Annotated in this window: 13 protein-coding genes and 1 pseudogene; 7 read left to right on the forward strand and 7 right to left on the reverse strand. The window is 73.8% G+C overall.

Annotated elements, in window-relative coordinates:
- Positions 1-6: 6 nt before the first annotated feature.
- A complete protein-coding gene (locus NPS70_RS27920) occupies positions 7-996 on the forward strand; it encodes a glycosyltransferase family 2 protein (protein ID WP_256527241.1) in 990 nt (329 codons plus the stop codon).
- Positions 996-2,357 carry an alpha-2,8-polysialyltransferase family protein gene (locus NPS70_RS27925; RefSeq protein ID WP_256527242.1) on the forward strand — a complete coding sequence of 454 codons (1,362 nt, stop codon included), beginning with the start codon at positions 996-998 and terminating at the stop codon, positions 2,355-2,357. Before NPS70_RS27920 ends, NPS70_RS27925 begins: the two co-directional genes overlap by 1 nt.
- A 47-nt stretch (positions 2,358-2,404) precedes the next feature.
- Here the strand turns inward: NPS70_RS27925 and leuE are convergent, their stop codons facing one another.
- Positions 2,405-3,058 carry a leucine efflux protein LeuE gene (gene leuE, locus NPS70_RS27930; protein ID WP_256527243.1) on the reverse strand — a complete coding sequence of 218 codons (654 nt, stop codon included), beginning with the start codon at positions 3,056-3,058 and terminating at the stop codon, positions 2,405-2,407.
- Between the two features lie 214 nt (positions 3,059-3,272).
- Between leuE and NPS70_RS27935 the strand changes: the two genes are divergently transcribed.
- The gene (locus tag NPS70_RS27935; protein ID WP_256527244.1) at positions 3,273-4,172 is read left to right on the forward strand and encodes a L,D-transpeptidase family protein; all 900 of its coding nucleotides are present in this window, start codon (positions 3,273-3,275) and stop codon (positions 4,170-4,172) included.
- 272 nt (positions 4,173-4,444) lie between these two features.
- Here NPS70_RS27935 and NPS70_RS27940 read toward each other — a convergent pair whose 3' ends face one another.
- From NPS70_RS27940 to NPS70_RS27950, 3 genes are all read right to left on the reverse strand, one after another.
- Positions 4,445-4,771, reverse strand: a complete 327-nt coding sequence (locus NPS70_RS27940) for a hypothetical protein (RefSeq protein ID WP_256527245.1) — start codon at positions 4,769-4,771, stop codon at positions 4,445-4,447.
- 74 nt (positions 4,772-4,845) lie between these two features.
- Positions 4,846-5,874, reverse strand: a complete 1,029-nt coding sequence (locus NPS70_RS27945) for a hypothetical protein (protein WP_256527246.1) — start codon at positions 5,872-5,874, stop codon at positions 4,846-4,848.
- Entirely contained in the window at positions 5,874-6,767 is an 894-nt protein-coding gene (locus NPS70_RS27950; protein ID WP_256527248.1) for an RNA polymerase sigma factor, read from the reverse strand. Before NPS70_RS27950 ends, NPS70_RS27945 begins: the two co-directional genes overlap by 1 nt.
- A gap of 1,097 nt (positions 6,768-7,864) precedes the next feature.
- Here NPS70_RS27950 and NPS70_RS27960 point away from each other — a divergent pair.
- Positions 7,865-8,515 carry a hypothetical protein gene (locus tag NPS70_RS27960; protein ID WP_256527249.1) on the forward strand — a complete coding sequence of 217 codons (651 nt, stop codon included), beginning with the start codon at positions 7,865-7,867 and terminating at the stop codon, positions 8,513-8,515.
- On the opposite strand, the gene NPS70_RS27965 is transcribed toward NPS70_RS27960, so the two are convergent.
- Together NPS70_RS27965 and NPS70_RS27970 are read right to left on the reverse strand one after the other, a co-directional pair.
- Positions 8,416-8,985, reverse strand: a complete 570-nt coding sequence (locus tag NPS70_RS27965; RefSeq protein WP_256527250.1) for an ATP-binding protein — start codon at positions 8,983-8,985, stop codon at positions 8,416-8,418. The two genes, NPS70_RS27960 and NPS70_RS27965, sit on opposite strands and share 100 nt — an antisense overlap.
- The gene (locus NPS70_RS27970) at positions 8,982-9,215 is read right to left on the reverse strand and encodes a hypothetical protein (RefSeq protein WP_256527251.1); all 234 of its coding nucleotides are present in this window, start codon (positions 9,213-9,215) and stop codon (positions 8,982-8,984) included. The genes NPS70_RS27965 and NPS70_RS27970 overlap by 4 nt, the downstream gene beginning before the upstream one ends.
- Before the next feature lie 116 nt (positions 9,216-9,331).
- Here NPS70_RS27970 and NPS70_RS27975 point away from each other — a divergent pair, with 116 nt between their 5' ends.
- From NPS70_RS27975 to NPS70_RS27985, 3 genes are all read left to right on the forward strand, one after another.
- A complete protein-coding gene (locus NPS70_RS27975) occupies positions 9,332-10,186 on the forward strand; it encodes a helix-turn-helix transcriptional regulator (RefSeq protein ID WP_256527252.1) in 855 nt (284 codons plus the stop codon).
- Positions 10,158-10,376 carry a DUF397 domain-containing protein gene (locus NPS70_RS27980; RefSeq protein ID WP_374212066.1) on the forward strand — a complete coding sequence of 73 codons (219 nt, stop codon included), beginning with the start codon at positions 10,158-10,160 and terminating at the stop codon, positions 10,374-10,376. Before NPS70_RS27975 ends, NPS70_RS27980 begins: the two co-directional genes overlap by 29 nt.
- A 161-nt stretch (positions 10,377-10,537) precedes the next feature.
- Positions 10,538-10,879 carry a DUF5713 family protein gene (locus tag NPS70_RS27985; protein ID WP_256527253.1) on the forward strand — a complete coding sequence of 114 codons (342 nt, stop codon included), beginning with the start codon at positions 10,538-10,540 and terminating at the stop codon, positions 10,877-10,879.
- A 25-nt stretch (positions 10,880-10,904) separates the two neighbouring features.
- Here the strand turns inward: NPS70_RS27985 and NPS70_RS27990 are convergent.
- Positions 10,905-11,127: pseudogene (locus NPS70_RS27990) on the reverse strand (IS5/IS1182 family transposase); the annotation flags it as partial.

Genomic DNA, 11,127 nt, shown 5'->3' on the forward strand with positions numbered 1-11,127 from the left:
CAACGCGTGGTCAAGCTCTCCGTCATCGTGCCGTTCTACAACGTGCAGTCCTTTGCCCCGGACACCCTCAGAAGCCTCCGCACCAATACCCGCGAGGATTTCGAGTTCCTTCTCGTCGACGACTGCTCGACGGACGGGACTTCGGAGATCCTCCGGCAGGCGGAGCGCGAGATCCCCGGGGCGGTGCTGATCAGACACGAGCGGAACGGAGGTCTCGCCACCGCGCGGAACACCGGCCTGGACGCCGCGCGCGGCGAGTACCTGGCCTTCCTCGACGGGGACGACTGGCTGGCGCCGGGCCACTTCGCGGGCCTGCTGTCGGCCATGGAGGACCTGGGCTGCGACTTCGTGCGCACGGACCATGTGCAGTGCACGGGGCGGGCCCGCAGTGTGCACCGGGTGCCGGTCGGCCCGCGGGGTGCGGTGCTCCGCCCCCGGGACTGGATCCTGCCGGCCGACCGCTCCACCGGCGTGGACTATCCCTACGCATGGGCGGGGATGTACCACCGAAGGCTCGTGGACCGGGGTCTTCTGCATTTCACCGACGGGCTGCGCACGGCCGAGGACCGGCCGTGGATCTGGCGTCTGCACCGGCACGCGGATTCCTTCGCGGTGATCGGCCGCCTGGGCATCTTCTACCGCCGGGGCGTCGCCTCCTCGCTCACCCAGATCGGCGATGTGCGGCAGCTCGACTTCATCCGCGCATTCGACCAGGTCATCGAGGAGACGGCACGGGACGAGGAAGCGGAAAGGCTTCTTCCGAAGGCCGTGCGCACCTACTGCGCGGTCATCTCCCACCATTTGGGTTCCATCGAGAGGTTCGAGCCGGCCGTGGCACGGAGACTGAGGACGATGAGCGGCGAGGCGCTGCGCCGGATGCCCGCCGCCGTGCTGGGCGAGGCACTGGACTCGATGGACGCGGAGCGTGCCGCCCGGCTGCGCCGGGTCCGGCGGGCGCGCGTCCGGCTCGGCTCGGCGCAGGGGGAGGCGGCCTGATGGCGACCACGCAGATCTTCTTCGCCTCCTCGCTGTTCGGGGCGGCCACGGTGGCCGCCGCGATCGACAGCGGCTGCTTCACCGACGCCGACCGGCGCCTGCTGCTGGTCAGCAACAACGCGGCGGTTCCGGAGACGACTCCCGCGCCGGACGCGGCGCCCGGTTTCGAGCGGCTGCGCGACCGCTTCGACGGGGTGCTCTCCTGGAACGAGGCCGTCTCCCCGTTCCACCCGGCGGCCTGGTCCCCTCGCGCCGACGACGTCCCCCTGTGGGAGCGGCACCTGCGCCGCCTCTGGCGGCTCGGTGACGACCGGATCGAGCTGGTGCTGGAGTCCCTGCAGGTCGCACCGGCCCTGTCGGTCGCCCGCCTGTTCCCGGACGCGGCGCTGGACGTGTACGCGGACGGGCTGATGAGCTACGGACCGACCCGCAACCGGATCGACCCCCTGGTGGGCGAGCGGGTGCGCGGCCTGTTCCATCTCGATCTGGTCCCGGGGCTGCGGCCGCTGCTGCTGGCGGAGTTCGGCGTGGAGCCCCGTGTGGTGCCGGCGGGGGCGTTCGCCAAGGTGGTGGACGAGTTGTCGGACGCGCTGCCGGACCTGACCGCGGTGGCCGGGGCACTCGGCGGACGGCCCCTTGAGGAGCCGGGGGACGGCGGCGAAGGGCCCGCGGTCGTGCTCGGCCAGTACCTCGCCGCCCTGGGCATCCTGAGCCGCGAGGAGGAAGAGGAGCTGCACGCGCGGACGGTGCGCGCGGTCGCGGGCCTCGGCCACCGCAGGATCGTGTTCAAGGCCCACCCCGCCGCCCCGGCGGCGTGGGGCCACCGGGCGGCCGCGGAGGCGGCCGCGCTGGGCGTGGAACTCGCCGTAGTGGACCGCCCGGTGCTCGCGGAGGTGCTCTACCGCAGGCTGCGCCCCTCCCTAGTGGCCGGGTGCTTCTCGACGGGGCTGCTCACCGCCGCCTCGCTCCACGGGATCGACGTGGCCCGCTTCGGCACGGGCGGCCTGCTGGAGCGGCTGACGCCCTACCGGAACAGCAACCGGGTGCCGCTGATGCTGGTGGACGCCCTCGTGCCCGACCTGGAGGCGGGGGCGAGCGGCCCGGCGGCGGCGGCCGACGAGCGGCTGAGCGGGCTGCTGGACGCGGTGGGCTTCGCGATGCAGCCGCAGCTCCGGCACGATCTGCGGCCCTCCGCGGAGCGCTTCCTGCGGGGCGCGCCGGAGGCGGAGCGGCTCCGCCTCGTCGGCCGCCGGAGACTGACGGTGCTGGGGCTGCCGGGGGGCGTGCCGGTGCCGCGGCACGCGGTGGTGCGCCGGGCGGTGCGCCGGGCCCGCAGGCTGAAGCGCGCGGTGCTGCGGTAGCGGCGCCCGGGGCCTCGGCGGCCGTCCCCGGGGCCCGGGCCCCGGGGTCAGGTGCTGCCGAAGGAGAGCTTGACGGCGAACCCCAGGAACAGCGCGCCCGCCGCCGAGGTCGCCCCCGCCGACAGCGCCCTGCGGCGCCGGAAGGCGCTCGCCAGGCGGGTGCCGCTGAAGATCAGCGTCGTCAGGTACAGGAAGCTGCCGAGCTGGAGCAGGGCCCCGAGGACCACGAAGGAGACCGCCGGGTAGGCGTAGGACGGGTCCACGAACTGCACGAAGAACGAGACCAGGAAGAGGATGGCCTTCGGGTTGAACAGGCTGATCACCAGCGCCCGGCGGAAGGGGTTCTCCCCCGGTCCCTCCTCCGCCCGCTCCTCGTGGGCGCCCTCGGGCGCCCCGCGGTGCCGCCACAGCATCCGGGCGGTGCGCAGCATCCCGAAGGCCATCCAGGCCAGGTAGGCGGCCCCGGCGTACTTCACGACGGCGAAGAGCAGGGGCGTGGTCTGCAGGAGCGAGGCGGCGCCGAGGGCGGCCAGGGTCATCAGCACCGCGTCGCCGGTGAACACCCCGGCGGCGGCCCGGTAGCCCGTGCGGGTGCCCTTGCGGGCCGCGACGGAGAGCACGTACAGCGAGTTCGGCCCCGGCAGCAGAATGATCAGGACGAGGCCGACGAGGTACGTCGGGAGATCGGTGACACCCAGCATGGCCGGAGTGTCGCACACGGGTGCGACCGCGCGCCGCGGTGTTCCACGGCGGGCGCCCACCGGGACCTCCCCGAGGGGTCCGGTGCCGTGCCGGAGGTCACCAAGCGTGTCGTCGCCGTCGCCCAACCGTTACCTCCATGATGCTCGGAGGGGTGCAACCCGGCCGGGTGCGGATCTGTCTTCTCAGGCACAAGGGACCGACAGGGGGGCGACGATGCTCACGAAGAACCTCGCGATCAGAACGCTGGCGGCGGCGGCCGCGATGACCGTGGCCGCGGTGACGGCCGGCTGCTCCCCGGAGGACGCGCCGGGCGCGGTCTCCGACGGCAAGCCCGCGGCACCGGCGTCGCCGGTGTCGGTGCCCACGTCCCAGGCGCCCGCCTCGCCGTCGGAGTCCCCTGCCGAGGAGCCGTCCGCCTCTCCCTCTCCGAGCGCCTCCGAGACCGCCTCGGCCTCGCCCGCCGCGCCCGCGCCCGCGCCCGCGATCCTCATGGCGCCGGGTGCCAAGAGCGAGCAGGTGCGGGAGCTCCAGGCGAGGCTGGCCCAGATCGGCTGGTTCGACGACAAGCCGACCGCGCTGTACGGCCCGGTGACCACCACCGCCGTCAAGGGCTTCCAGGGCAAGCGCGGCCTGCCGGCCACCGGCAGCACCGACGAGACCACCTGGCAGAAGCTGCTGGGGATGACCACCAAGCCGACCAGGGCGGAACTGGACGGCAAGGACGTCGAGAAGGCGGAGGCCAAGCCGGACCCCCGCTGCATGACCGGCCGGGTGATGTGCATCAGCAAGACCACGCGCACGCTGTCGTGGATGGTCGACGGCAAGGTGCTGTCGACCATGGACGTCCGTTTCGGCTCGCAGTACACGCCGACCCGCGAGGGCGAGTTCACGGTCGGGTGGAAGTCGCGCGACCACGTCTCGACGCTCTACGACACCCCGATGCCGTACGCGATGTTCTTCAGCGGGGGCCAGGCGGTGCACTACTCATCGGACTTCGCGGCCCGCGGCTACAACGGCGCCTCGCACGGCTGCGTCAACGTCCGGGACAAGGGCAAGGTCGCGGCGCTCTTCGACCAGGTCAGCACGGGCGACAAGGTCGTCGTGTACTGGTGAGGGCCGACGGCCCGGGCGGTGCTCGGGGCCGCGGAGGAGGCCGGGGAGTGAGGGCGCGGGCGGGACCGGGGGAACGTGTCCCGCCCGCGCCGTGTGCGCTGAGCCGCAGGTACGGGGGGAACCCCGGCTCTTCGCGCTGCCGATGACCAGTCGGCACTACTTACTGCGCCACCACGCCGAAAAACGTCACACTCGCGGTGAACCTTTTCCGAAAAACAGCGAACTCGCAGGTCAGCGGCTTGTGCGCGGGGCACGGCCGGGCGGGCGGAAGATCAGCGAAGCGGGGGGCGGTCGAGGATCTCGATGAAGGCGATCCGGCCGTGGACGACGTCCAGGTTCAGCATCCCCTGGTCGGGGCGGAGCGGCACGCAGCGGTGGCCCTCGCCGTAAGGCCCGCTCCCGGGGTGGCCGGAGGTCCGGATGCTCCGACAGAAGTCGTCCCCGCAGTCGCAGGCGCCGTGGTACGGCACGTCCCGGACCGCGACGGCGAGTTCCGGCTCCCCCTCGTCCCGGAGCAGCCGGACGAGTTCCGCCACGAGTTCGGGGTGCCGCTCACGCACCAGGGGGTAGCGCTCCCCCGCTCTGCTTCCCTTGGTCACCGCGTGAGGGTAGGCGTGGCAGGTGCGGGGGCGCCACCGGGTTACGGCGGGGCACGTTCCCCTGCCGGGAGGCGTCAGAGCAGTGCCGCCGCGCCGTCCGGCACTCCGTGGAGGACGGTCGCCCCGGGGCGCGGCACGGCGGAAGTGAGCGCGGACAGCGGGACCGGGGGCGGCGCGCCGTCGGCCCGGGGTACGGGCGCCGCGCCGCCCTGCCGGGAGCCGTCCTCTGCCCGGCCCCCGGAGGAACCGCCGTCCCCGTCGTCCTCGCCCGGCCCGTCGCCGTCGTCGCCCTCGTCCCCCTCGGCGGGACCGAGCAGGCGGTCGCAGAAGCGCTCGACGCGGTCGGCGCCGCCGGACAGCGCCTCCAGGCGTGCCCGGCGATCGGCCGGGATGCCGCCGGCCCGGTGCTCCTCGCACGCCTCGACCGCCTTGCGGCGCAGTGCGGCCTCCTTGTCCCCCTCGGGTGTGCGGGACGCCTCCTCGGGCGCCTCGGCGGGCGGCGGGGCCGTGACCGCGGGGGCGGGGGCCCCGCCCTCGCCCGGGGCGCCACTGCCCTCCGGGGCACCGGTCGACGGCCGGGCGGGCGGCGGGGCGACGGCCCCGGGCGAGGTGGGTGCCTCGGCTCCGGGGCTCCCGTCGGGGGTCCGGGAGACGAGGACCTCGGGGGTCGCCGCGGCGCTGACGGAGGCGGCGGGCAGCGGGGCGTCGTCGTGGAACGGGGTCGGCAGCACACCGGTGCTCGCGGCGACGGCGACGCCGCCGAGCGCGCAGCCCGCGAGCGCGGCGGCCAGCCCGTAGCGGAGGGGACGGCCGAAGCGGGGGCGGCGGGGCGCAGGGGACGGCGCGGCCACCTTCACGGTGCCGAGCAGGCTGCCCGCGGGGGCGGCGTCCGCCCGGGCCTTGCGGAAGGCCGCCAGGGCGACCGCCTCGCCGGGCAGCTCGCCCTCCTCACCGGCGTACGCCGGTTCCGCGGCGCCGCGCAGCACCGCCTGCAGCCGGGCGGCCCGTGCGCGGGCGTGCTGGTCGGTGGCGTCGACGGGGTCTCCGCGGAGGAGACTCTCCGCCGCGTCCCTGTCAAGCCACTCGTCGCGCTCGTCCGGCATCACATGTCCTTCTGCGTCCGCGGGCGCCATTGCGTCACACCGGTGGAAGCCGTGGCTCCGGTGCCGCGGGCGCGTTGCGGAGGAAGTCCGTCCAGATCACCGACCGCCGGGGCGTCCTGGGGCAGCGTCACCGCCCCGCCGCCGACCTGCGGTTTCCTGCCCTCGGCGGGGCCGCTGGCAGGGGGAGCGGGGGCGGCCGGGCCCTCTCCCTCGGGTGCGGGCCCGGCGGGGGCGCCCGTACCGGAGGCCCGCTCGGGGCCGGCGGCGGCAGCGCCGGACCGCGGCGCGGGGACGGCCGGGCCCGCCGCCTCCGGCAGGGCGGAGGGCACCTCGGCTTCGGCGGGGCGGTCGCCGATCAGCTCCGCCAGGCGCTTGAGTCCCCGGTGCGCGGCGGTGCGGACGGCGCCGGGGCGCTTGCCCAGCGCCTCCGCCGCGCTCTTGGCGTCCAGCCCCATGACCACCCTCAGCACCACGGCCTCGGCCTGGTCCTGGGGAAGGCGGGCGATCAGGGCCATGGTGGTGCCGGTGCTGAGCGCCTCCATGGCCTCGGCCGCGGTGTCGCAGTCCGCGGGCCGGCCGGTCAGCTCGGTCTCGTCGCCGCCCACCGCGGGACGGCGGCCGCGCATGCGGATGTGGTCCAGGGCACGGTTGCGGGCGATACGGGCGGCCCATCCGCGGAAGCGGTCGGCGTCCCCGCTGAAGCGGTCGATGTCCCGCGCGATCTGCAACCAGGACTCGGACGCGACGTCCTCGGCGTCGGCCTCGCCGACGAGTGTGCGCACATAGCCGATCAGCCGCGGATGCACCGCGCGGTACACAGCCCGGAACGCGTCCTCGTCCCCGGTCTGTGCCGCGAGCACCGCGGCGGTCAGCTCCGCGTCGTCCCCCAGCACTACCTCAACCTGTCTGAATCGCAGCTGGTCACACTGCGCGCCATCCTGCGCGAACCAGCACGCTACGTCCTATTCCGGGTGCGCGTCCATGCCTAGTACAACGCGCAACAACCTAACAACGGCGCGCGGTGTGACAGAAAACGCACCCACGGCGCTGAGAGGAGTGCGGGGCGCCACTGCGGCCCCGTCCGATCGACGACCGGGGCCTCTCCTGTGGGGGGTGGCGGCCCCGGTCGTCTTTCATGATCACGACGCAGAGTGTCCACAAGCATCCGCCCCGGCACCTGCCACCCGCGCATTCCGTAATCCATCTGATACCCGGAAACGCCGGAAAACGGATTCCCTCACTGAACCACCGGTCAGTTGTGCGGGACCGGGGAGCGGACGCCCGGCGCCGGGAGGTGCGTCCGGGCGGGCGGTCGGCGTGCCGCGCACGGCGGACGACGGCGACCGCCCGCGATCGGCGCGTATGCCGGGCGTTCTCCCGTGTCAGCCGCCGTAGAGGGCGGGCAGATCCACCGGGAGGAGATCGTCCCGGCGGTGGGCCAGGCCCACCGGGTCGGGGGCGAAGCCGTGCAGCGAGTACAGGGCCAGGGTGGTGCCGGTCGTGTCGTACCCCTGGTCCGCGAGCAGGGCGCGGGGCCCGACGTCGACGTCATGCGTCGAAGCCCACTTCGACGCGTTACGTCGAAGTGGATGTATCCGCTGCTCCGGTCGATCGAGCCCGAGGGTCGGCCCTCGGACAGGACCACCCCGGCGACCGCCTCGTCCACCGGGTCGAGATCGACTCCCGCGGGGACACCGCGGTGACGACCCGGCCGCAGGCACGACCGCAGCCGTGCCTGCCGCCCGAGCACTCCCGGGCTGGCTGCTGCGGCATGCCCGGACCCCGCCTCCAAGGAACCCGAGGCGCCGGTGCGAACCACTGCGGAGGGGCCATGGCGCGGACGGGCGTCCGCACCGGCCAGCCGGTGTGCCCCCGGATCCACCGGCCACGTGGAGCTGGGCCCCTCAGGCATCGCCAACCGCGGACCACGGGGAGCCGTCGCGCAGCCCCCCGGCCACCGCTCACCACCGGGGAACTACCATCCGGTGGGATGAGGCGCGAAAGACGAAGCAGCGGCGGCCGGTTCGCGGCCTCCGCCCTCGGCACCGCCGCGGCGGCCGTGCTCCTCGGCGGGTGCGGCACGGGCGGCGGGCCGGGCGAGGAGGACTGGGCCGAACTGGTGGCCATGGCGCAGCCGCGGCTGACCGACGTCGAGATCGCCTCCGAGGCGGCTGCCGACGGCAACTGGAGAAGGCTCACGGGGACCGCGGTCGTCGCGGAGGACCTGTACGTCGAACTCGACTCCGCCACGGGCAGCGAGGCATGCGGGAGCGGCGTCTCCGCCACCGCCTTCGACGCCGTGCGCGGCCCCAGGGGCGGGGACGGCCAGCGGGTGCTGCGCCGCGGGCCGGCCGCCGGCACCCCTGCCGAGTTCGTGGTGGAGATCGTGCCCAAGAAGGCCGCGGTCGGGGACACCGACTCCGACGGTGACGTCTTCGGGGCGGAGGACGTCACCGGCGGAGGGTGGGCGCTGTCCGCCGTGGGCGGCGGCTACCGGGTCGACGGGGTGGCGGACACGTACACCGGGCACCCGGCGTCCTTCTACGGCGGGGCGGAGGCGGTCGAGCGCGCCGTGTTCGTCGGCACGCCCGGGTTCGAGGAGTTGTGCGAGCGCATGCGGCGGGCCCTTCCGGCGGGCTGAGCGGACGGGTCGCCGGCCGATCCGGCCGCCCGCCACTCCACGCGGTGGACGCTCCCGCCGAGCACCAGGGCGTGGGCGGGCCCCTGCCAGGTCGCCTCGGGGTCCGCGGCCAGTTCGCACCAGACGGTCTTGTCGCACGGCCCCGTGTGCACGCCCCAGCGCAGGGCGAGGGCGTCGAGCAGCAGGAGCCCGCGCCCGCCCTCGGCGTCCCCGGCCGCCGCGGACGGCACCGGCAGGGACCTCGGGTCCGGGTCGGTGACCTCCAGCCGCACCCGTCCGTCCGCGTGCAGCACGCGCACCGCGACGGGCACCCCCTCGCCGACGTGCCGGAGCACGTTGGTCACCAACTCGACTGCGCAGAGCTGTAGTTCGTCGCAGTCCGGGCCCGCCTGGGTCCGCAGCGCGCGGCGTACCCCGGCCAGTGCCTCCGGCGTGGCGAGGAGCGCCATGGTGAGCTGCGGGGGCCTCATGCGGCCCCCTTGAGGAGCACGGCGGTCAGCGCCCGGGCGGTGGCGAGGTTGCAGTTGCCGAGGGCGATCAGCGGTCGGACGGGGTGGCGCCCCGCGTAGCCCGGCAGGTCGACGCCGAGCGAGGGAAGCGTGATGCCGTGCGCGGCCAGCGCGGCGCGCAGGGCTGCGGCGCACGCGTCGGGGTCCGCGCCACCGTGGTCGCGGGGGTCGTGCGTGTGGGGGTCGTGCATGCGGGGGCCGCACCTTCCTGTGCATTGCGTGACGAACGACTCACACAGTGGCGTCGGGGCGGCTACCGTGACAGGGGTTTCGGCACCACTGCGGCAGGTGTGGAGGACAGGCGGCCATGGCCCCACCCAAGGACATCGACGGCTCGGCGAGCGTCCCGGCCTTCTACGGCAAGGAGTTGCGCTTCCGGAGGGAGCGGGCGGGCCTGACCCTCCAGCAGACGGTGGAGGGCAGCTTCTACGGCGCGAGCTATCTGAGCGAGATCGAACGCGCCACCCGCCGGATGCCGGTGGACCTCGCCCGGCACGTGGACCGGCTGCTGAGCACCGACGGCTTCTTCGAGCGGCGCTGCGAAGACGTGCGCAACGCGAGGCGCGGGGGGCACGCGCAGTACTTCGAGCGCGTTCTGGAGGCCGAGAAGCACGCGAGGACGATCGAGGAGTGGTGCCCGGCGCTGATTCCGGGGCTGTTGCAGACGGCCGCGTACGCACGGGCGGTGGTACGCGCCACCCACCCACTCGCCCCTGACGAGGAGGTGGAGGAGAAGGTCGGCGCCAGGATCGAGCGGGCGGCCCTGTTCGAGGACGACCACCGGGCACCGCGGTACTGGGTGATCCTCTCGGAGTCGCTGATCCGCCGACCGATCCTGCCGCACCGGGAGATGACCGAGCAGTGGCAGAGCATCGCGGCCCTCGCCCGGCGGCGGAGGATCATTACACAGGTCCTGCCGTGGAACTGCGGAGCACACCCGTTCATGCTGGGAATGGCCAAGATCATGGACTTCGACGACGCACCTCCGCTCGTCTACACGGAATCCCTGCACAGCGGTGACACCTTGGACGATCCGGCCCTCGTCGCGGAGTACCGCACGTCATACGATCTGCTCAGGGCCGCCGCACTGCCCCCGAAGGCGTCCCTCGCACTGATCGAGGAAGCGGCTGAGGATGACCGAGATGGCGCACGGCACCCATGACCTGAGCACCGCGGTCTGGCGCAAGTCCACCCACAGCAACGGCAGCGGCGGCGACTGCCTGGAGGTCTGCGACGCGCGCTCCGGCCTCGTGCCCGTCCGCGATTCGAAGGTGCCGCACGGGCCCGTGCTCGTCGTCGGCGCCCCGGCCTGGGCGTCGTTCGTCGCCATGGTCACGGCCGGGCGCGACTGACCCCTCCGGCGGGTCTCCTCCGGCGCGCTCCCTCCACGACGCCCCTGGGCCCTGTTGTGAAGGTCCTGGCCGCGTGAGGTCTGGCGTCCATGGAGGGCGTCGTTGTCAGTGGCGCTGTGGATGATCGGCGCGTCAGCATTTCGCGGAGAAAGGGAAGTGCCGTGCCGATCACGAACCAACAGGTAGCGGGACACGCGTTCCTTCGGCAGATGTACGACGACTCGTACTTCCCCGATCACGTGGTCGACCGGGGAAGGGCGATCCTGCTGCGGCTGTGCGAGCGCATCGAGGCCGAGCGGCCCTCGGACCTGGAGAGCCTGTATGCACTCACCCAGGCCGCGACGGAGGAGTTCAATCAGCTGGACAGGGAGTTCGTGGCGGCCGGGAGCGAGATCGAGACGGTGGCGCGGGAGTGGATCTGTGACGAGTTCTGCTTGGTCGCCTCGGCATACGGGTTCACGGAAGCGGATGCAGAGGAGCTGACCGCCGACCGGGACTGGTGAACCGGGGCGGGAAGGCCGCATCCGCTCAAAGCCGTTCGTTGAGAGCTGCGATCAGCACGCTCGCCTCGTATCGGACGGCGAGTTCGTCGTACCGGGTAGGCGACAGCACGATGTCTCTTGAGCCGGTTGATCCCGCACCCGACCGCGTGGCGTTCGCGGTAGTCGACCGGATCGAAGTACGGCGGCCGCGGGAGCCGAGCTTCAGGCGGTTGCGCGCTTGGCCGGCCTCGTCCGGGACGGCGCAGTGG

Source organism: Streptomyces sp. C10-9-1, assembly GCF_024497955.1.
In the GTDB taxonomy this organism is placed as follows: domain Bacteria; phylum Actinomycetota; class Actinomycetes; order Streptomycetales; family Streptomycetaceae; genus Streptomyces; species Streptomyces sanyensis.